Here is a 21,714-nt window from a genome sequence, read left to right as displayed (position 1 = left end):
AAGATATGAAAAAGTTAGCGATCTGTATAACGCTCATTGCCGCCATTTTAACGGGCTGTAACGGAGACGAGAAAGCGGCTCAGGCCCGTTTGGACAAGGCCCGGGCCATGTACGAGAATAACGAGTTTTTCGGGGCGAAGAACGAGATAGACAGTATCCGGGCGCTCTATCCCAAGGAAGTAAAGGTACTGAAGCAGGGATTAACGCTTATGCGCCAAGTAGAAGTAAAGGAGGCGGAGCGAAACATCGCTTTCTGCGACAGCTTACTCCCGATCAAGCTGGAGGAAGTAGAGGGATTGAAGAAAGGCTTCGCTTTCGAGAAGGATTCCGTTTACGAGGAAATCGGCAATTATATCTGGAAACAGCAGACGATCGAGCGCAACGTGCAACGTTGTTACGTACGTTGCGGCGTGAACGAGGAGGGCGAGATGTATCTGGCCAGCGTATATTACGGCGGACGCCCCATCGAGCATACGGGAATCAAGCTGAGCCTGAAAGACGGCCAATTCGCCGAGACCGCTTCCATCCCGTACGACGGCGGACTGAATTACCGCTTCAAGGATATGGGAAGCACCACGGAGGTAGTGACCTACAAGGGGGAGCACTGCGTCGATGCCGTCAAGTTCATCTACGATAACGAGAAAGAGCGGATCAAGGTGGAATACACAGGAGGCAAGCCTTACATTATATATATGGCGGACGCCGACAAGAAAGCGATCGTCAACACCTTCAACCTCGCCACCGTATTAAGCGATATCAAGAGCATGAACACCTTGAAAGAGAAATCAGAGAAGAAGATCGCTTATCTAAAGAATAAACTGGAGGAGTAGAATCCCTCCATACAAATGGCCTACCTATAAACAAAGCACCGGGACCCCTACCATACAGTAGGAATCCCGGTGTTAGTATACAAACTGATATCCACTATCAGTTATTCATCATTTAACGACGACCTTCTGGGCGGTCTCGCCATCAACGGAAACTACCACGATACCTTTCGATGCCGGCATCACGAAGTTATCTGAAGAAGCGATAGCGGAAGCGGTGGTCTGACCTAAGATGTTAGACAATGTAACCGTCTTGCCTGCCGCGTTCAAGACCGTAACGCTAGCCTCGCCAGCGATTACCGTGAAGCTGGCAACCTCTTCCAATTGTTCGTTGGAAACCGGGGTCGGAGCATTCTCGATCGTGAATGGAACGCCAACATTAGACATTACCACAACATTGTTTACCACACCTACATAAGGAGTCTTCAACTCGCCTGCGGCCACGGTGCGATTCAGCTCTTTCTGGTTCTCCAATAAGTAACCACCATCCTGAGTTGTCTTGAAGGCAAACAAAGCGTTGTTATCCAAAAACGGAACGATATTCGCTTTATCGCTGAAGCCTACACGGTAGTAAGTAGCGCCATTGCTAACGAATGTCTCGTTAGAATCCCGCAAGGATACCATATAGTAGCGAGGAGAAACAGCTTTGGTAGTTGTCTCCGGCGTATAGATCGATGTCGTGATGAAATACAACGGTTTACCAGCGATCACGGTATCGGCTTCTTGAACCCACAAAGAGAAGTTGTCAGTCTCATAAGTTGACTTCAAGATATCTTGGCCTTCGTTCTTCACTTCGGCGAAGAAATTCAGCGGATTCATCGTCAAGAACTTACCATTCGTACCGAAACGCTTGTGAGAATTGTCGATAGAAGCGTACTCTGGAGCCTCTACAGCGACAAAGTCGAAGTAGTTAACCTTATCGGAAAGGATCAGGTTCGCCGTATTCACGTTCATAAAGACATATTGAGTGGTCGCACCTACCCTTGTAGCCATCTGGTATTTGCCACCGGTCGTAGCCGTATTGAATACGAATTCCAACGGAGCGGTATAATCAGATAATTTCAACGGTCCGCCATTCTCGCTGGCAACCAAATCATTGCTGAAACGTTCTTTCAACATATAAGTCGCATGATACAAGGTATCACCTAAAGCACGGGCACCTAAACCATCCGTTACATTCTGTACGGAATCTTGGCTAACCACGATACGAAGAGCGGCTGCGTTCGCTGCGTCACCGGATTTAATCATCAATACGGAATCAGAAGTAAACGCATACAGATCGTCTACACCCGGAGTACCGGAGATTAAGTTCAATACATAACCATTATCAGCGAGTTCCTCCGCAGAGAAGTGACGAGTACCCAAGAACTTATCCTTTAAATCCACATTCGCTTGATATTCCACCGTAATAGAATCGGTGCTACCCCCAAATGTATAGGTATTGGCCATACCTTGAACGGCGAAGATCTCCTCGTTAGAAATAATAGTCGTATTCGTATTACGGTCTACAACCGAATACATCCCGTTGTTTTCCTTGATATACCATTGTCCCTTCGGTTGATAAATAGAAGGTTTGAAACCTGCCGCGGTTACCAACTTATCGGAAGCGGCACTCTTATCGTAAGCGACAGCGTATTGTCCGCCCTTATCGCCCTTGCTCGCACTCTTCAAGAAGTATACGCCTGTACCTGTAGCGATCGTAGAAGGAGTTCCCTTCGTTACGGTAATAACAGGAGCGGCTCCTTGAGCAGGTTGAGTAGAACCCGACTGCAAGTCAGATACGGTCAAGGCTTTCGTCTCGATCACGCTGGCATATACGACACGTACGTTCGGAACGGAGCTCATCGGACTTGCGTTCACGGTCGGAGCGGCAGCGGCATACATAGCCAAAGCATCGTTCTTCAAGTTGATCGTGAAATAGAATTTCTGGAAATCAGCGTTACCCAGTGTATGCAAGCCACTAGCGTCATAGGTGGAGTCAGCCGTAAACTTAGCCCCATATACACCGGTAGCACCGGCGATCACATTCTTCAATGTATCGACACCTAAGTATTTTGCTTTACCATCACTAAATACTTGGTCACCTTGGATTTGCAAGGTCACATATTTAGCGTTCGCAATAGCGCCTGTAGCGGGAGCCGCCGTATTCTTCGCTATCAAGTTCTTACCCTCGAAGATATTTCCTTGATAATTTCCTCCAAACGTCAATTGAAAGACTTGGAAACCATCCCCTAGCTCACTTGCGCTCAAATACATAGCGTCGCTAGGAGCCTCTACGGTAAATTTCGTAGAAGAAGCAGAAGAACCTAAGCTCAAGTCTGTCCCAGCTACATCCAACGCCAAGATTTGATTGTTTCCGTAATAAGCCTGAATAGCGCTACCACCGGCAGCGTCAGAGAATGTCCACTGATTCACGCCCGATGTGATAACAGGCTTTGCCGTAGATGAAGCCGCAAACGACAAAACGGCCTGTGTCTTCTTGTTCTTGAATTGATACACAGGACCAGCAGGAGTCGTACCCGCATTCGTGATTTGCCACAAGGCAGAATCAATAGCGGCTTTGGTAGCGTCTGACGCCAAAGTTTTAACAATTACTGAGTCGGCTTTCTCACCACTTAAAGACAAAACGGAAGAACCTGTCTTTAAATAATAATAGTTACCGGCTTTCCACTGAGCCTCCGGAACGGTCGTACTCGACTGAGCATTAGCCGAGAATACGCCCGCAACCATCAGGGCCGCAGCAATAAGAGTACATTTTTTGTCCATAATCAAATAGATTTTATTTATTAATCACAGTCTAAACAGGGGTTGTTTAGAAAAGGTTTTGAGGGCGTATGAGATTAACAATCGATTTAGCGTCTTATAACAAAAATCGTCCTATTCTCACGAACAGGACGACTATACTACTAAAAATGTAAACAGTGTATTTATATAGTAATATCATGAAACTATATATTTTGGAGAAAAACCGCTCCACCTTCACAGGCAAAACGGCTGGAAATCTAATCTACTCAATAAATATCTTCACAGGCTTACTCGAAATAAGCATGTTCTTTTACGACATGACCTCTGTCATCGAAATAAACCTTATATATCTTACCATTTCTGGAAAGTAATACTACCTTATACTTCACAAACGTGCTATTGTTTGACACCTCAACTGATTTCACCATACATCCCTCATAGGAAGTATTTACCGCATCACGCAATACTTGGGGCATATCAGTTACCTCGATCGGATAAAATTTATCCTGTGCCACTGTTTCCTTAGCGCTACCGGCCATCCCGGCTTGCGCTTCTACATCAGGGGCAATAAATAAGCCACATAAAGCGACAATAGCCCCGTAAACAATCTTTTTCATACCTTAAAAACCTAAATACCTAAACCTTTTTTCTCTTACATCATAAATTCGCAGTATAGAGTGCAATCTCCGTGCCAAAACTCACCCTAAAAAACGACAAGAGAATAACAAGTTGTAAATCCGACAATTAACCAAAAGCGAAGAATCAATCATTCGGTTGCCAAAGTGTGGAACAAACCGTGGAATGTGGAAAATTTCCCCACGAGAGTGTGGAATCTCTACACACTACTATAAAAAACGAGGCCCACCCTTAATCTATATAAGGATGAGCCTTAAATCATTCTACTTAAATATAATCAAATAAAAATACTAAAGTAATAAAATAAAGTTCCGTAATATCATATACACTCTGTGTCTAATCTCTAATTTGCGATTCACAAAGATAAATCTTTTTGTTCAACCATCTATAAAATAACCGCTCATCTAACGAAACTCAAAGATTTTTGAACAAAAAGATTCCTTTTAAGGACAAGTCATAGATTATCACGAACTTCAATCCTTCGCTTGGTGTACGGTTAGTTGCGGGAATGGGAAACCGATACCTACCTCATTGAAGGTCGCGTAGATATTCTTGTTAATATCGAAATACACGCCCCAATAGTCTGAACTATTTACCCAAACACGTACCACCACGTTTACGCTGCTGTCCGCCAAGGCTGTCAAGGCGATAAACGGAGCGGCCGGCTCGGACAAGATGCGGGAATCCTTCGCTAATACAGACTCTATCACTTGCTTTACTTTCTCATAATCGCTGCCGTATTCCACGCCAAAGGTCCAGTCTACACGGCGAGTCGTCTGGTTACTGAAATTAGTCACAACGCCACTGCTCAAAGAGCCGTTCGGTATATAAATGACCTTATTATCAACCGTACCTAATACGGTATGGAACATCTGGACCTCTTTCACGGTACCGCCAACGCCCTGCGCCTCAATATAATCACCCACCTTATAAGGCTTGAAAAGAAGGATGATCAATCCACCGGCAAAGTTTGACAGGTTACCGCTCAATGCCATACCGACAGCGACACCGGCGGAAGCCAACAAGGCGGCAAACGACGTAGTTTGAACGCCTAACGCCCCTACGACTGAAATAATCAATAAAATGGTTAAACTGACATTCACCAAACTACCCACAAAAGTCTTGACAGAAGGATCGATATCCCGTTTGCTCAATATCTTCCGAACCAGTTTATTTAGTAAGTTTATAACCAATCGTCCCACCAAAAAGACAATAAGGGCTTTAATAATCGTAAAACCCAATTGGGAGCCATGCTCAACCAAGGATCTGATAGCTTCCTCTAATTTAGAACTCGCTTCTGCAGCTGCTAATAATACCATATCTCTTCTATTTTAGTTAATCTATTAATTATATAACAATCTGATCTTCCAAAAATATTATGAAATGTAGCAAAGGTATAAAGTTTTTTTAATCTGGTAAAACCATGAAATAATTACGTAGCTTTGCATCAATCAAATAACACGTTAAATACGACAGCATGAAAATCCTTGCGATACTCGCCGCCCTTTTCCTTTCAATAGGCTATGGCCACGCTCAGACATACGAGAAGTTTGTCGAGAAAAGTTTTGACTTCTTGGACAAGAACGACTTAGTCTCCGCCGAAGAGAGCCTACGAGCCGCCATGCGCCTTGAACCGGGCAACCCCAATAACTATGCCTTGCTCATGAATCTCGGGACGATACAGCGTAGACAAGGGAAACTGGAAGATGCCCTTCTCTCCTATACCGCCGCCCTAAGCCGCCATCCGAATAATGAGGCCATACTGGAAAATCGTGCCGGCTTATATACGGAAATGGGTGAGATCGAAAAAGCGACGAACGATTACAATGCCCTGTTAATCTTGAACCCCCATCATCAAGAGGCGTTATATTGCAGGGCGATGCTTCATTTGCAACATAAGAACTATCTGTTGGCCGAGCAGGATTTCGATAAGATACTGGAAGTAAACGAGAAATCCGTGAAAGGACGTCTGGGACATGCGATTCTCGAGAAGCTACGGGGGAATTACGATGAGAGCGAACGCATCTTTAATTACTTGATCAACGAGATGCCCCGCGAATGGATCTTATACGAGGGCCGTGCCGATCTATACTTCATGATGGGCAAGAACGCCCGGGCTATGGCCGATATCAATCGCATTTTCGTGGAAAGTACCCCGACAGCCGCTTTATATGTATTGCGAGGCAAAGTAAAACTCGCCCAATATGAGAAGGCATCGGCCGCCTTAGACTTCAAGAAAGCTGAGGATATGGGATATGATAAAACGACTATCGACGAGTTGATGAAGATGGCTCGTTAAGGCTGTTTTTATACGTATAGTGGCATCGGCTCACGCGAGTAGTGGTATTGGCCTACGCCACTACTTGCGTGAGCCGATGCCACTATACGTGTGAGCCTGCGCCACTACTGGTGCGAAATCGGCCCATTTATACTACTTTTCCGTGATATAATTGACAACCCAACTACCCACTTCTTTCGTTCCATATTTCGCTCCACCTTCCACTTGGATTTCCGGCGTACGGACATTCGCATCGAGGGAAGCGTCTACGGCTTCACGGATCAAGGCTCCCTCTTCTTTGAGGTCGAAATACTCGAATAACATCGCTACTGAAAGAATTTGCGCCAAGGGGTTCGCAATATTCAGCCCTTTCGCCTGCGGCCAAGAGCCATGAATCGGCTCGAAAACCGGTGTGCTCTCTCCGGTAGAAGCGGAAGGCAGCAAGCCCATAGAGCCGCTGATGCAAGAACCCTCATCCGTCAAGATATCACCAAACGTATTCTCGGTTACCATCACGTCGAAGAATTTCGGCTCTTGGATCATACGCATAGCGGCGTTGTCCACATACATATAGTCTGTCGTTACTTCCGGATAGCTAGGAGCCATCTCTTGAGCGATCTGGCGCCATAGACGGGAAGAGGCAAGTACGTTCGCCTTGTCAACAACCGTCAGGTGCTTATTCCGTTTCATCGCATACTCGAAGCCCACTTTCAAGATACGCTCGATTTCCGGGCGGGTATACATATTCGTATCGTATGCCTTATCGTTGTCTTGATATTTCTCACCGAAATACATACCACCGGTCAACTCACGGATACATAAGAAATCCGCGCCATCCACCAATTCGGCACGCAACGGCGATTTATGCAATAGGCATTTGAAGGTCTGCACCGGACGGATATTAGCGAACAGGCCCAACTTCTTACGCATCGCCAAAAGACCTTGCTCCGGACGTACTTTCGCTGTCGGATCATTATCAAACTTAGGATCGCCCACGGCCGAGAAAAGAACAGCGTCGGCATCCTTACAAATCCGATAGGTCTCCTCCGGGAAAGGATCGCCTACCTTATCGATCGCGTCAGCGCCACAAAGGGCATACTCATAGTGAACCTCATGTCCGAATTTCTCACAAACGGCACTCATTACTTCCACGCCTTGCACGGAAATCTCTGGTCCGATCCCGTCTCCGGGAAGTACTGCTATATTCAGTTTCATCGTAAATGTTTGTTATTATTCTCTGTTAAAATGTACATACTTAGGCTCCGTGGGGAAATACGTGTCATCATCCCACAGGGTACTTGTAATCATCAAGTCGGCGCTATAACGGTTACAAGCGATAGGTACGTTATGAACACGGCACTGGCGAAGCAACATCTGGATGTCGGCCTCGTGCGGTTGCGGATTCAAGTCGTCTATCAAAAAGACCGCCAAATCGATCTCCTTACGGACAACCATAGCGGCAATCTCAGCATCGCCTCCCATCGGACCGGAATGCATGCAAGCAATATCCGCGTTCACCCCTTTTTCCTCGAGAGCTTTACGAACCAAATTTCCGGTCGTACCCGTACAAACAATATGGTGGTGAGACAAGAACTCAGCGTTATGTACCGCCCATTCTACCATTTCCGCCTTACGATTGTCGTGCGCTACAAGCGCGATAGTCAACTTTTTCATACCCTTTACCTTTTTAATTATTAATCCTCTATCTTGTTCAGCATCTTCAATGTCGCCTTGATCGCCGCCTCAGTCTGATCAGCGTCCAGACCACGAGTCTTGAAATCGACCCCGGCATAATTCCAGCTGATGACCGTCTGCACGAACGCATCCGTACGTCCTCCCGGCGGGATGGATACCGAATAGTTCGTCAACATCGGGAACGGGCGGTTCAAACGGGAATAAATCCGGCGTAGGGCACGAACGAAAGCGTCGTATTGGCCATCACCGGAAGCCGATTCCTCGTAAGCCTCGCCATTGATCTCGATCTTCAAGGTAGCCACCGGTTTCAGCCCTTGGGCCAAGGATAAGGAATAGTTCAAGATCCGTATTTTCTGATCCTCCAGCGCATTATCATGATGAAGCACATCGCTGATAATATAAGGAAGATCCTCCGGGGTAACCATTTCTTTCTTATCCCCTAACTCAATGATCCGTTCCGTAACCTTACGCATCGAGCCCTCATCCATGTCGATACCGAGCGCTTCCAGATTCTTGCGGATATTCGCTTTTCCGGAGGTCTTGCCCAAGGCGTACTCGCGAACCCGTCCGAAACGCTCAGGAAGCAGGTCGTTGCAATACAGGTTGTTCTTGCTATCACCGTCCGCATGGACACCGGCGCATTGCGTAAACACATGCTCTCCGATAATCGGCTTATTGGGCGGGATATGCACCCCCGAATAGGTCTCGACCAAACGACTGGCCTTGTTTATCTTTTCCTCCCTCAAGTTCGTCTCCTCTCCCAACTGATCCTTGATGACGGCAAGGACGCTGCTCAATGGAGCATTACCCGCACGCTCTCCCAAACCGTTCACGGTCGTATGGATTCCCTTGATACCCGCACGGATGGCGGAATATACATTCGCTACGGCAAGATCATAGTCGTTATGCGCATGGAAGTCAAACCGTAAATCAGGGTAACGGTCCACCATCATCTTGCAATACTCGTAGGTATTTCCGGGATTCAAGACTCCCAAGGTATCCGGGAGCATGAAACGGCAGATCGGAAGTCCTTTCAACGCATCGATTACCAAGAATACGTAATCCGGGGAATGCTTGATACCGTTCGACCAGTCCTCCAAATAGATATTCACGTCGATCTTCCGTTTCGCCGCTTCCAATACGACCGTACGAATATCGTCAACGTGTTGCTCGGGAGTCTTTCGAAGCTGTTCGGTGACATGCTTATAAGAGCCCTTGCAAAGCAAGTTCACGACACGGCAACCTGCGGATTCAATCCAGTCGAGAGAGACCGTACCATCCACGAAACCCAAGACCTCCAATTTGTCTAGGTTTCCGGAACGGGCGGCCCAAGCGGCTACACGCTTCACGGCCTCAAACTCTCCGTCCGACACACGGGCGGAGGCGATCTCCACCCGGTTCACGCCTAAGTCGTTCAGCAGCACTTGCGCTATGCTAAGCTTCTCGTGAGCGGCGAAGGAGACGCCCGAAGTTTGCTCCCCATCTCTGAGGGTTGTATCCATTATTTCTATCATAATCAGCGTGCTGCCTCGAAGGCTTCTATCTTTGATTTATTTGCCAGTAAATAGTCGATATCGTCCAATCCGTTGATCAGGCAATCCTTTTTATAGGCGTTGATCTCGAAATGCTCGCTTTTGCCCGTAGCCTTGTTCGTGATCGTTTGCTCCGGTAGATTTACCTCGACCTCAGTTTTCGGGTCCTTGTAAATCGAATCGAACAATTCAGCGAGGAACTCTTCAGTCACAACAACCGGCAGCACGAAGTTGTTCAACTCGTTGTTTTTATGGATATCGGCGAAGAAACTGGAGACCACGACACGGAAACCGTAATCGGCGATCGCCCAAGCCGCATGCTCACGGCTGGAACCGGAACCGAAGTTCTTTCCCGCTACCAATATCTTTCCGCTATACGTAGGATCGTTCAAGACGAATGATTCGATCTTATTACCTTCCTTATCATATCGCCAATCCCGGAATAAGTTCTCGCCGAACCCTTCTTTGGTAGTCGCTTTCAGAAAGCGGGCTGGGATAATCTGGTCGGTATCCACGTTCTCTAAAGGAAGAGGTACGCAAGTGCTTGTGATTATATTGAATTTTGTTTTCATCTTATGCTACTTTATTAGATTAGTCTTTACATCAGTTCTCTCGGGTCCGTGATCTTACCTGTCACAGCGGCGGCGGCGGCCACAAGCGGCCCCGCTAAGATGGTGCGCGCACCCGGTCCTTGGCGGCCCTCGAAATTACGGTTGGAAGTGGAGACCGCATATTTACCCGCCGGAACCTTATCCTCATTCATCGCCAGACAAGCGGAACATCCCGGTTGACGAAGGACGAAGCCGGCCTCGGCCAAAACCTTGTCGATCCCCTCGGCACGAATCTCCCGCTCTACCTGCCAACTGCCGGGAACCAGCCAAACCGTTACATCATCCGCTTTCTTCTTTCCTTTCACCAAAGAGGCGAAAGCACGGAAATCCTCGATACGGCCATTCGTACAGCTACCTAAAAAGACATAATCCACTTTCTTACCCAACATAGACTCGCCTGCCTTGAAGCCCATATAATCCAAAGACTTCTTATAAGAAATACGGCCTGCCTCGGGCACGCTTTCTAAGGAGGGGATATCTTTGCTGATACTCATACCCATGCCCGGGTTCGTACCGTACGTAACCATCGGGTCGATATCCTCGGCGTGAAAAACGATCTCCTTATCGAACTTAGCGTCCGGATCACTATATAGCTGACGCCACTCGCTCACCTTCCGCTCCCATTCCTCGCCTCTTGGGGCAAACTCACGGTCTTTCAAATAATCGAAAGTAACATCATCCGGAGCGATCATACCGCCACGGGCACCCATCTCGATAGAAAGGTTACAGATCGTCAGACGTTCCTCCATGGTCGTATTACGAATCGCCTCGCCAGCGTACTCTACGAAATAGCCCGTAGCACCGCTGGTACTCATCTTACTAATAATGTATAAAGCAAAGTCCTTCGCCGTAACGCCCGGTTTGCGTACACCATCGATCGTGATACGCATCGTTTTCGGCTTACGCTGCATGATACATTGGGTAGCCAAGGTCATCTCCACCTCGCTCGTACCGATACCGAAGGCGATAGCGCCCATGGCACCGTGCGTAGAAGTATGGGAGTCGCCACAAACGATCGTCATACCCGGCTGCGTCAAGCCTGTCTCCGGACCTACCACATGGATGATACCATTCTTCGGATGTTGAAGACCGTAATACGTCAAGCCGAAATACTTCGCGTTCTCTTCCAAGGTATCCACTTGATTCTTGGATATAGGGTCCTCGATAGGCTTATCTTGGTTCAATGTCGGGATATTGTGGTCCGGCATACAAGTGATTTGCGCAGGACGGAAGGGCTTCAATCCACGTACACGTAATCCGGCGAAAGCCTGCGGGCTAGTCACCTCATGACAATACAGACGGTCGATATACAATTGTATGGTTCCGTCGGGCAACGTGTCCACCACGTGTTTGTCCCAGATTTTCTCAAATAATGTCTTGCTCATTGTCTTGTCTATTTTTAGTCTACTATAAACTTATTGATGGCGTCCACGAAAGCCTCCACGGAAGCAGCGATAATATCGGTATTCGCAGAGAACCCATAATAGGTAGCCCCGTTATACTCTACCTGCATATGCACCTTGCCCGTATCATCGCTACCTTTATTAATGGCTTGGATCAAGAATTCCTGAATCGTCATGTCACTATTACTAATGGCTTTTTTCACCGCCTTGATACCCGCGTCAACCGGACCGTTACCAGCTGCGGCCTCATATCTTCTTACTCCCGACAAATTTAAACAAATACTTGCGACTGATTGTACTCCAACACCACTAGTTACCTGTAAATATTCCAATTTAATACGGTGGGTGGCCGTACGATCCTTCCCGACCAACATCAAAACATCATCATCATTAATATCTTTCTTACGATCGGCCAGTTTCAAGAACTCATCGTACACCTTGTCCAATTTCTCCTGCTCCAGATCCACACCTAAAACATGCAGGCGATGCTTCAACGCCGCACGACCGCTACGAGCAGTCAATACGATCGCATTATCATCAATACCCACATCCTTCGGATCGATGATCTCGTAGGTTTGCGCATTCTTCAAAACGCCATCTTGATGGATACCGGAGGAGTGAGCGAACGCATTACGTCCGACAATAGCCTTATTCGGTTGTACCGGCATATTCATCAAGCTAGAAACCATACGGCTCGTACTATAGATCTTATTCGTCGTGATATTGGTGATGATATCACGTTCTTTATGGCTCTTGAAAACCATGGCGACTTCTTCCAATGACGTGTTACCCGCACGCTCACCGATGCCGTTTATGGTTACCTCCACCTGACGGGCTCCGTTCAACACGCCTTGTACGGTATTCGCGGTAGCCATGCCCAAGTCATTATGGCAATGGGTGGACAAGATCGCGTTATGTACGCCATCCACATGTTCCATCAGATACTTAATCTTCGCCCCGTACTCATCCGGCAAGCAATATCCTGTCGTATCCGGGATATTCACTACGGTAGCCCCGGCCTTGATCACGGCCTCCACGACACGGGCTAGATATTCATTATCCGTACGCCCGGCATCCTCACAGTAGAATTCTACGTCCTCCACGTACTTTTTAGCGTATTTCGTGGCGGCGATCGCACGCTCTATAATCTCCTCTCTCGTGGAGTTAAACTTGTATTTGATATGAGAATCAGAAGTACCGATACCCGTATGAATACGTCCTCGCTTAGCGAATTTCAACGCCTCAGCTGCCACGTCGATATCTTTCTCCACCGCACGGGTCAAGGCACAGATGGTCGGCCAAGTCACGGCCTTTGAGATCTCAACCACACTCTTAAAATCCCCAGGACTGGAGACAGGGAAACCAGCCTCGATCACATCAACACCTAGCTGTTCCAACGCCTTAGCTACTTGAATCTTTTCCACTGTATTCAACTGGCATCCCGGAACCTGTTCACCATCACGTAAGGTGGTGTCGAAAATAAATAATCTGTCTGACATAATCTTATATTCTTAATTTACTAATATCCTATACTAACTAAAAAAGCCTCTCTCACAAGGAAGTGAGAAAGGCTCTTTCATATATCGTAATGCTCGCAAAGCATACAGTCTCACTTCCTATCCCGTTCCCAGAGTAGAATAATGTTTAGAGAAATAATGAGACTATTTTGCAAGTTGCGTGTCATTGTTCTTGTCTTTATTGTTTTTGTTTCAACGTTGCAAAGATACGGCCTTTTTCGAGACCAGCAAATATAATCCGAAGTTTTTTACTTATTATTTATTATAAACCGTAAGCCAAACGATCGTATACCTTACGAAATAACACTACCCATCGTAAGGTTGTTACGATGGGCAGTATAAGGTGTTTACAATGCCCATCATAAGCACCTTACGATGGGCAGTGGCAGAATCAGCGAACCACGACTTTCCGTACAAACGAATCGCCGAAGGCCTCGCAGCGGACGAAGTAGACTCCGGCATGCCCTACCGGGATCTCAGCCTTGCCAAGAATCGAACCTTCGTAAAGAACGATGCCGGACACATCGACTACCTTCAAGGCTACCTGCTGAGGCATATTCACGAAGATAGATTGATTGGCTGTATACAGGCTCATGCCTTCCTCGATGGACTCGATGCCGGTTGGCGTATCCGGTTGGTCCGGCTTGTCTGGATTCTCCGGATCTACGGGGTCTACAGGAGGAGTAACCGGATCCAAGAAAGTAGCGGAAACAACCTTCACCTCTATCTTGCTACTAACCGGCTTGTAATTCGGATCGGTCGGCGTAAAGGTAACCTCTTGCTGACCGGTGGCCGTAGGCGCTGTTTCCGGCTTGCTCCAAGCGAATGTTCCGGCTACGATACCGGGATTTCCACCTTGTAGAATTGATTCGGCCAGTGTATGACCGAGCAAGATATCGGAAGCATCCGGCCACTTCGTAATCGCAGGTTCGGCTTGTTCTATCGCATAGGGGAATACTTCAGTATATTCTTTATACTTCGCATCAGCTGAACGATAAACACGTACATAATACTTATCGACATTCTTCAAGACAGCCGGTTGCGTACAGGCCTCGTCAAAGAAGAACGTGATCTGGCAAGCCTCGTTGCCCGTACCTGTCACGGATACGAGTTGAGCCGCACCGTTATATACGGAGGAGGTTTGAGCTAACTTGAACTCTAGTTTATCCTTGCCGACAAATTCAGGAGTAACCCCCGTAGAGCCTTCCGCTACCACATATTCCCGAGGGTTCTTCTTTGCGTCAACAGGGTTAGACTCAATATCAGACCAATGAGAGAACTTAGCGCCTTCCGCAGGCACAGCTTCCAGCGTCACCGTTATACCGGCGGGGATAGAAACCTTACCATCCGTTGCGTCGTATGGCATACCGCCATTAGTGACACGTACGTAGCCCATCGGTGATACCGGTTCCCCTCCCGCACGTAGGATAGACTCACCAAAGGATAAGTTTACCGGATCTTTCGTAGAATGATAGTAAACCGTGCCTTCGTAATTCTTTTTAGCCGCATCGCTGTTAGGCTCAATCACGTATTTTGTCACGCCATTGGTAGTTGTGCTTGTGATGTCCACCTCTGCCGGGCGAGTCTTCGGATTACCTCCGTTCGTAGGCGCTTCCGTTACCGAGACCTTGGACTTATGGATCACTAAGCCATCCTTATACTCCCCTTTGAACTCATTATACAAACCATCCTCTTCGCGATGCAACAAGACCGTATAATTGTCCGCATCGATTGCCTTAGCAGTCTTCTCACCCTTAGTGTTCTTATATAAGACCTCAAAAGAGAAACCAGCGTAAGTCTGCGAAGCGAAAGGCACGAAGTTGCGGGATACGCCACTGTAGTAGTATTCTTGATACGGCCAAAGGATGTATGTCTTCTCGATATTTACCCGAGGATCGAATACAGCTGTCACCGTCAGGTCGCCGGTTACGGTCAAGACATCATTTTGAGATATTTCCTTACCGTTCGCCAAGATGGTAAGCAGTCTCGCTCCGTTCTGTCCCTCGGCACTCGCTATACGAACCTCCGTACCATAAGGTTGTTCTCCGGATGGCTCCAACGTGATCGTACCGGAAGCGGTCTGAGTCGGGTTGCTGCTTACGGCAGAGGCCTTCACCATGTATTTCTTCGCACCGAAAGCAGCTTTTGCCGTAACATCGCCTGTCACGGTCCACAGGTCGTTCGTAGGGCCGGTCACGCCCGATAAGGTGACACTGCCATCCAAGCTATACCCGGCATCCGGAAGCGCAACCGCACGTAGCTTCGTACCAACAGGAACGGAAGAACCGTAAGCGATCAAACTGCCGTCTTCCTTATATAATAAGATAGAGCCGTTCGCCACATCTTTATCGATGGAGACAAGTGCCCCCTCTTTTGGCTTGAATGCGGCATTGACCTCCAAATCCGCTGTAAGCGTCACCTTGTTACCCTCTAGAGGCTTCTTGTTTATAGTCAATGATTCCAACTGGGAGTTCACGTCCGGTGTAGCCACGATTTGCAAGATCGTACCTTGTCGCAAGAAAGCTCCAGACGCAACCTTCGCACCTTCGGCCGTAACCGAGAGACTGCCGTTGCCTACATGATTGATCGTTACCGCACGCATGATCGGGGAGAAGTTCGCCGTATAGGTCTTATTATTATCCGCCTTAACAAAGATGGAATCATTCGCCGGCAAGGTCTCGCTCGCGCCCGTTACCGACCAACTCTCGAACTTATAATTGGGCAGAGACAGGGCTACCAAGGAGATCTCTTGACCCTTCACGTACACGTCATCCTCGGTCTTGCCCAATACGTTTACGGTACCTCCTGTTGTCCCTGTAGCGGTGACTAGATACGTAGGGGTTACCTCAACCTCCACAGACACCTCCGCTGTATTGTAATAAGAGGAGTTATCCGGATAGAAAGTGACGGAACAGCTTTGCTTCCCGGCCGGCATCACCGCATTCCCGTTCGTCCAAACGAAGGTACCGGCAATCGTATATCCATCTTCATCCTTTACGCTACCACCGGACAGTAAAGAAGTTGAAAGCAATTGCCCCTCCTTGATACCTGTCGTTTGCGGCTTCGTGATTTTACTTGCGTCAATAGCGATCTTGCTCGTCAGACTCATGACATAGACCTCCTCGAACTCAGCGTAGTCAGTGTCACCCGCATAGGATAGCTTGACATACAGGATACCCTCTTCCTTGCGGTCATTGTCGGTAGCCGCTATTTTACAAGAATCATCCTTAAAATAAGCGACCGTAAGCGTCTTATCCTCCGGGATGGTCGTATAGCTCAATCCTGCGGCTATAGCCGGGTTGACCACTTGCTCTTGGCCCGATACGTTCACCACCAGATGGGCTCTTTCCTTATACGCTGTAAGGGTCGCTCCACTCAAGTCCTTCACCGACTGCCCATTGGAGGCCTTGTTAGACAAGAGTCCGTTTTTCGCCGTGAACTTTCCTCCCTCAAAAGAGGCCGCCAGCACTACCGGGATACGGAGCACAGGGCCTTCCGGGGCTTTCATATCCTTGTTTCCTGCACTGTATACCACGCAACGGAAGCTGCCGTCACTTTGCTTACTCCACGTAAGAGCATGATCATTTGCCAACTCGCCGAGGATCGGGGTTCCATCTAGCAAGATACCCTCGGACAAGGTGAAATCCACCTGGAAGGAAGAAAAACTAAAGGAATTGCCGGATACCTCCAGCGTGAGCGTATCCTTACTGCCAGCGGCGTTCAGGTTCGTCTTCGCCAATTTCCACTGGGCGGCAGTAGCCGTTCCCGCCGATAACAGCAGGGAGAGGGCTACGAATAATTGTTTTATATGATTCACTTTCATAATTTACTTACAGATAAAGATGTTAGTATTACTTGCCTTCACACCATGGCCTGTCTTTGCCGTCAAGCGGTAATAGTAAACGCCCGCCGGTAAGGTAAGAGCCGCCGAATATTGGTTATCGCCCACTTCGCCGGGCAGACCGTTCAATACCACGGCCAAAGCGCCATTCGCAGAGAATACGTGGATCGTCACGGATTTGGCCGCCTCCGTCAACTGATAACGGAAGGTCGTGCTGCCACGGAACGGGTTCGGATAATTGGACACGGCTGCCAATTGGCTGATCGCCTCGATCGGGGCGTTGGAAGTCACGATCGCATCGCCACCAGACCTCAAGCTGTTGGCCTTCGCATCGGAGAAGGAGGCTCCTACCAAGGTAACGCCCGCCGGCATACGCAGGATACGGCTCTTGCCCGAAGGAATCGTGCGGCCATCCAAGCTATAACCGATCACCCGCAAGGTATCCCCGTTCAAGCTGGAAGCCTGCAGGAACTTAGCAGCGTCGCCCAGTAACGGGATCTCGTCGATGACTCCCACCAACTCCAGATAGATACCGGCTACCGGTACTTGGCTATTCATCGTCAAGAAGTTGTCAGCGTCGAGCTCCATTTGTACGGGAACCTCGGACTCAGAACGCAGTGCACCGGCCTTGGTAACCGGCTTGCCGTGGATGAGGTTGACGATACCAATTACGTCAGCGATCTCTACATTATTATTATAGTTCACATCCGCCTCGGCAAAACCGAAGTTGGGGATCATGTTATCCTTGTCCTCCAAGATGTAGCTTACCGTAGCGGTCACGTCTTGCACGTTCACGGACTTGTCGAGGTTCGCGTCGCCGTCGCAGGTGTAGACGGTCGTTACATATCTTATTCTCCAGCCCGGGAATAAAGGATTCGTCACGGAAACCACCACTAGGTCATTCGGCATCAATTCCTCCGCTATCGTATATTGGTTATCCTTGAAATCTATCGTATCGTTATTCACGGCCCAGATATAATCTGAGACAGTACCCGCTACCGTGGCTTGAGCCGACAGGTCGATCTTCTCACCATAAAGGCTGAAACCACCTAGACGAGCCTTGCCTACCGCAAGCAACACATCACCTTCAGCGGATTCCAACTGTCTCGGGTTCTGTACGCCGCTGAACTCCAGAGCCGATCCGGAGGTATGCAATGCCTTCAAAGCCGGGAACCTATCCAAATCAATCGAGGTAGTAGTCTTGGGAACACCATATGTCTGCAATAAGGCGGCGATCTCCGGGCAAGTCTCCTCTATCGGCTTTATCTCCGTCCAGCTCAAGAACAACCCCCTCAAATTCTTATTATTGGAAACATCGCAAGCCTTCAAGCCGGTATTGGATACATCCAGATACTCCAACGCGGGATACATGGAGACGATCAAGGTAGAAAGCGGCGTATTGCCGGCAAGCATCAAGGAGCTCAATACCGTGCTATTCTTCGGCAAGGTTAGTTTCTCTACCCGGTTGCCGTAAAGCGATAGCTCTTGCAGCTTATCCAAGGCGGACAGATCTACTTCCTTCGTGAAGCTATTGCCCATCTGATACATATATAATTTCACTAAACGTCGAGGGTTCTCGTCGTTCCAGATCACTTGCGCATACTGTGAGTTCTCGTTCGTCTGCCATGCGCCGCTGCTCCACCACTCGCTCAGCTCCTTGTTGTTGGAAGCGTCTACGATACGTGCCAAGGTAGCCACATCGCTCTCGGCGAATACTTGGGGGACGGTGGTTTCCACATGGATGCGTGAGGTCTCGATCTGCCAGCCGTCACGTACATTGATCTCCGTGATTCTACAGAACTTCGGGTTCATCAGCTTACAATAGTAGTCTCCATACTTTTCCTCCTTGCTGTCCAGCACGAATACGCCCGGACGGTTTGGTACCGGCTTCAATGCCTCTTTCTCCTCTATCCCATATTTGGCGTTTACCCATAGGAATACGGTCTCTATGCCATCGATCACAGCCTCCGAGGAGAGGTCGATCGTATCGCCGTTCTCGAACCATTCTATACTCTCCGGATGCGAGGGGGAAGTAAGCGTTATGTGCCCCCAACCGTTATAATTTATCTGCCGATAATTCTTTACCGTAGAATATCTCAAAAGAGATCCATCCGCATTCAAGTTACTCAAGTTCGGGTACTGAGCCAGATCGAGACTCTTCACATATCCCGGCAATCCCAACGACTCCAGATTCTTTCCCACATGCGCGGAAGGAAGCTCATACTCCGTATCTTGCAAATATAGATGACGGATAAACGCCGGTAGGTTCTTTATCAGATCGGCGAACTGCTTCGTATGCGGCAAGGCCAAATAGGTCAAGCTCGTAGCCTTATCGAAACCTTGTACCTTTAAGTCTGGGCAATACTCGATGGTCAGCCTATTTAATCGCTTAAAGGAAGAGATATCCAACGAAGTCAAAGATAAATGCTCTAGGTAAAGCTCCGTCAACTTCGAGCAACCAGTCAAGTTCAGTCTCGCCAACCTCGTTTTTTGGTAAGATCCCTCGCCCCTGTATCGCGTGCCAAATCCGAAATATTGCAGTTCCGGACATTTAGATAGGTCAAGAGACTCCAGATTCTTACTATATACATGCAGGTGCTCCAGCTTCGTATTCTTCGATAGATCCAGCTTCTCTATATTCATGAAACGCTCGCACTCGAGATACTTCAACTCGGTGAAGGCGCTTAGGTCCAGTTGGGAGATCGTATCCTTCGAGTTCCAATCAAACTCAATAGCTAGATGTGTCAACCGACCGACCTCGTCCGTGCTCCAGTCCGTACGAATCACGTCTTGATACGAGTTCCAATTCTCGCGTTCCCAGCCCTTGCTGTCCACGAACTCCTTTAATTGGGTGATATTCGGGTTATCGGCAGCCAACTTCTTCAATCCGGCGATGTCCGCAGGGGAGTAGCTGTCCGAGTTACGGGCTACCTTGATCTGCACCGTATTCATCCTCCAATTTCCGTAATTCGGATTGGTAATCTCGCACATATAATATTCACCCGGCTTCCCGGTAAATACGAAAGCCCCTTCCTTGCCGGATACCGCCAGCATGGTTGCTTCCGTCTGTTCACCAGTAGCCCGATCAATAAGGTACCATTGATATACCGATTTCACGCCACCCACCGAAGCGTAAGCGGATAGATCGATCTCCTCGCCCTTCGCGGCATAAGCGTTATAATCGTCTACCGGTGTACCGGCCATAATCGTGGTGTTACCACCAATCCAGAAATTCTCCGGTAACGGGCTTGGGAGCTTCACCGTAAACCAAGCAAGCGAATCATTACCATACAAACTCAAGCTCCGAAGTTTTGTCAAAGTGGACAAATCCAAGGATTTCAACCGGGTATTCTGCAAGTCCAACTGCTCTAACCCGGACAACGCCGATACATCCATGGAAGTGATCGTACGGGTTCTTCCATCATTAATGAAGAAACTTTTCACCCGGCTCGTGGACTCGGTGTTCCATGTCACGCCCACGTTGTAACCATCGTTCGATCCCCTGTCTTTCAAGTAATCCTTGTTGGAGATGAAGTTCCGCAAGTCCGAGTTCAGCGGATTGGCCTCGGCGATCGCTTTCAAAGCGGCGATATCGTCCTGTGAGTTATTGGCCGGAAAAACGAACGGTGCTTGGCCGCCATATACTATCCTATTGTCGTCCGCATCACAAATATCCACTTGAACCGTTCCGTTCCATTCCTCCGTGGCGTGAGCCATCAACGTGAATTGCGTAGCGGAGAAGGAAGGGATATCTAATACGTATCTGGACTCATTATATGGACTAGTCTCTTTACTTAGGTTCTGCCCGGAAAGAGTCAAGCCTTCAGAAGGACCATACAGATAAATTTTCATCCTAGCGTGTTGCCCCTGCAGGAAACCCGCCTTCGTCACGTTGATCGCAAAAGGGATATCCTCGTTCAGATCGCCGGATGTACGCGACAGACTTTCCATGCGAGGGCTCTTATCTTCCATCAGATATCGCACCTCATGCGTAGAGGAGGCCAAAGGATTCGCAGTCAAGTCTTGCGACGGGTATACGCTTACGGTATACTTCACCGTACACTCCTCCGAGCTGTACATTCTAAAATGAAGATGGGCATCATCTCCATTTTTAGACAAATTCTCATCCGGCACCCAAAAACCGCCATTGTCTAACGCCTGCGCAGGTTCGGACTCTTCCCCGAAACGGAACACTACCCCGTCCGGATTCGCCGTGTTCGCCAATTGCACGCGCATGACCATGCCTTCCGTGAAATGTTCGGCACTAAAATCTATGTACTCAGCAGCTACCGGATTCCATTTACTGATAAAACCATAAGATACAGGATACGGATGAGCGTAAAACCGTACCTCCCCTTCTGCCGGATCCGCCGACCCGACCATACCCCAAGCCAGTCCATGCCCCGGCCATGCGGCGCATAAACATAAGACCATCGCAATGAGCGACAACCTCATACTAATTCCTCGTAAAATTGTTTTCATAAGCAATAAATTTATAAATAGGTGTTTTGTATTCATAATACGTATCGGTATCTCTCACCATTCCCGACTTAGCGTGTCGTATTCGTAGGATGGCCTTTTTCCCATGCGCCGAGCGCAAACACGCCGGGCCGGTATGCGGAGGAAATC

Annotated in this window: 13 protein-coding genes; 2 read left to right on the top strand and 11 right to left on the bottom strand. The window is 48.4% G+C overall.

From position 1 onward, the window contains the following. Nucleotides 1-5 precede the first annotated feature (5 nt). Nucleotides 6-830, top strand: a complete 825-nt coding sequence (locus tag HMPREF0999_RS08935; protein WP_011966674.1) for a hypothetical protein — start codon at nt 6-8, stop codon at nt 828-830. 108 nt (nt 831-938) lie between these two features. Here HMPREF0999_RS08935 and HMPREF0999_RS08930 read toward each other — a convergent pair whose 3' ends face one another. The 3 genes from HMPREF0999_RS08930 to HMPREF0999_RS08920 all read right to left on the bottom strand — a co-directional run bounded on the left by HMPREF0999_RS08930 (nt 939) and on the right by HMPREF0999_RS08920 (nt 5,527). Next, complete coding sequence (locus tag HMPREF0999_RS08930) at nt 939-3,593, bottom strand: DUF6383 domain-containing protein (protein WP_009275747.1); 2,655 nt, start codon at nt 3,591-3,593, stop codon at nt 939-941. Nucleotides 3,594-3,859: 266 nt separating this feature from the next. Beyond that, nucleotides 3,860-4,189 (bottom strand): hypothetical protein, encoded by a 330-nt coding sequence (locus HMPREF0999_RS08925; RefSeq protein WP_009018116.1) that lies wholly within the window; start codon nt 4,187-4,189, stop codon nt 3,860-3,862. Nucleotides 4,190-4,681: 492 nt separating this feature from the next. Beyond that, on the bottom strand, nt 4,682-5,527 hold the full coding sequence (locus HMPREF0999_RS08920; RefSeq protein WP_009275746.1) for a mechanosensitive ion channel family protein: 846 nt from the start codon (nt 5,525-5,527) through the stop codon (nt 4,682-4,684). Between the two features lie 158 nt (nt 5,528-5,685). On the opposite strand from HMPREF0999_RS08920, the gene HMPREF0999_RS08915 reads away from it, so the two are divergent. After that, a complete protein-coding gene (locus HMPREF0999_RS08915) occupies nt 5,686-6,507 on the top strand; it encodes a tetratricopeptide repeat protein (protein ID WP_005854479.1) in 822 nt (273 codons plus the stop codon). 132 nt (nt 6,508-6,639) lie between these two features. Here HMPREF0999_RS08915 and leuB read toward each other — a convergent pair whose 3' ends face one another. The 8 genes from leuB to HMPREF0999_RS08875 all read right to left on the bottom strand — a co-directional run bounded on the left by leuB (nt 6,640) and on the right by HMPREF0999_RS08875 (nt 21,567). Continuing rightward, a complete protein-coding gene (gene leuB, locus HMPREF0999_RS08910; protein ID WP_005854478.1) occupies nt 6,640-7,701 on the bottom strand; it encodes a 3-isopropylmalate dehydrogenase in 1,062 nt (353 codons plus the stop codon). 15 nt (nt 7,702-7,716) lie between these two features. Continuing rightward, nucleotides 7,717-8,160: a methylglyoxal synthase gene (locus tag HMPREF0999_RS08905; RefSeq protein WP_005854477.1), complete on the bottom strand. Its 444-nt coding sequence runs from the start codon at nt 8,158-8,160 to the stop codon at nt 7,717-7,719. Between the two features lie 20 nt (nt 8,161-8,180). Beyond that, nucleotides 8,181-9,695: an alpha-isopropylmalate synthase regulatory domain-containing protein gene (locus HMPREF0999_RS08900; protein ID WP_009018114.1), complete on the bottom strand. Its 1,515-nt coding sequence runs from the start codon at nt 9,693-9,695 to the stop codon at nt 8,181-8,183. 2 nt (nt 9,696-9,697) lie between these two features. Beyond that, on the bottom strand, nt 9,698-10,285 hold the full coding sequence (gene leuD, locus HMPREF0999_RS08895) for a 3-isopropylmalate dehydratase small subunit (protein WP_005854475.1): 588 nt from the start codon (nt 10,283-10,285) through the stop codon (nt 9,698-9,700). Between the two features lie 26 nt (nt 10,286-10,311). Continuing rightward, complete coding sequence (gene leuC / locus HMPREF0999_RS08890) at nt 10,312-11,709, bottom strand: 3-isopropylmalate dehydratase large subunit (protein ID WP_005854474.1); 1,398 nt, start codon at nt 11,707-11,709, stop codon at nt 10,312-10,314. A gap of 14 nt (nt 11,710-11,723) precedes the next feature. Next, nucleotides 11,724-13,226 carry a 2-isopropylmalate synthase gene (locus HMPREF0999_RS08885; protein ID WP_005854473.1) on the bottom strand — a complete coding sequence of 501 codons (1,503 nt, stop codon included), beginning with the start codon at nt 13,224-13,226 and terminating at the stop codon, nt 11,724-11,726. 409 nt (nt 13,227-13,635) lie between these two features. Further along, entirely contained in the window at nt 13,636-17,067 is a 3,432-nt protein-coding gene (locus HMPREF0999_RS08880; protein ID WP_009275745.1) for an InlB B-repeat-containing protein, read from the bottom strand. Between the two features lie 3 nt (nt 17,068-17,070). Next, nucleotides 17,071-21,567, bottom strand: a complete 4,497-nt coding sequence (locus HMPREF0999_RS08875) for a T9SS type A sorting domain-containing protein (protein ID WP_009275744.1) — start codon at nt 21,565-21,567, stop codon at nt 17,071-17,073. Between the last annotated feature and the right edge of the window lie 147 nt (nt 21,568-21,714).

The sequence above is a fragment of the Parabacteroides sp. D25 genome, from assembly GCF_000307475.1.
Lineage (GTDB): Bacteria > Bacteroidota > Bacteroidia > Bacteroidales > Tannerellaceae > Parabacteroides > Parabacteroides distasonis.
Note: the sequence above shows the minus strand (reverse complement) of the source record. Positions and strands in the feature narration are given on the sequence as shown.

Excerpts from the sequence above, each read along its gene's own strand:
- HMPREF0999_RS08935 (WP_011966674.1), top strand. The coding sequence starts at position 6 with ATGAAAAAGTTAGCGATCTGTATAACGCTCATTGCCGCCATTTTAACG.
- HMPREF0999_RS08930 (WP_009275747.1), bottom strand. The coding sequence starts at position 3,593 with ATGGACAAAAAATGTACTCTTATTGCTGCGGCCCTGATGGTTGCGGGC.
- HMPREF0999_RS08925 (WP_009018116.1), bottom strand. The coding sequence starts at position 4,189 with ATGAAAAAGATTGTTTACGGGGCTATTGTCGCTTTATGTGGCTTATTT.
- HMPREF0999_RS08920 (WP_009275746.1), bottom strand. The coding sequence starts at position 5,527 with ATGGTATTATTAGCAGCTGCAGAAGCGAGTTCTAAATTAGAGGAAGCT.
- HMPREF0999_RS08915 (WP_005854479.1), top strand. The coding sequence starts at position 5,686 with ATGAAAATCCTTGCGATACTCGCCGCCCTTTTCCTTTCAATAGGCTAT.
- leuB (WP_005854478.1), bottom strand. The coding sequence starts at position 7,701 with ATGAAACTGAATATAGCAGTACTTCCCGGAGACGGGATCGGACCAGAG.
- HMPREF0999_RS08905 (WP_005854477.1), bottom strand. The coding sequence starts at position 8,160 with ATGAAAAAGTTGACTATCGCGCTTGTAGCGCACGACAATCGTAAGGCG.
- HMPREF0999_RS08900 (WP_009018114.1), bottom strand. The coding sequence starts at position 9,695 with ATGATAGAAATAATGGATACAACCCTCAGAGATGGGGAGCAAACTTCG.
- leuD (WP_005854475.1), bottom strand. The coding sequence starts at position 10,285 with ATGAAAACAAAATTCAATATAATCACAAGCACTTGCGTACCTCTTCCT.
- leuC (WP_005854474.1), bottom strand. The coding sequence starts at position 11,709 with ATGAGCAAGACATTATTTGAGAAAATCTGGGACAAACACGTGGTGGAC.
- HMPREF0999_RS08885 (WP_005854473.1), bottom strand. The coding sequence starts at position 13,226 with ATGTCAGACAGATTATTTATTTTCGACACCACCTTACGTGATGGTGAA.
- HMPREF0999_RS08880 (WP_009275745.1), bottom strand. The coding sequence starts at position 17,067 with ATGAAAGTGAATCATATAAAACAATTATTCGTAGCCCTCTCCCTGCTG.
- HMPREF0999_RS08875 (WP_009275744.1), bottom strand. The coding sequence starts at position 21,567 with ATGAAAACAATTTTACGAGGAATTAGTATGAGGTTGTCGCTCATTGCG.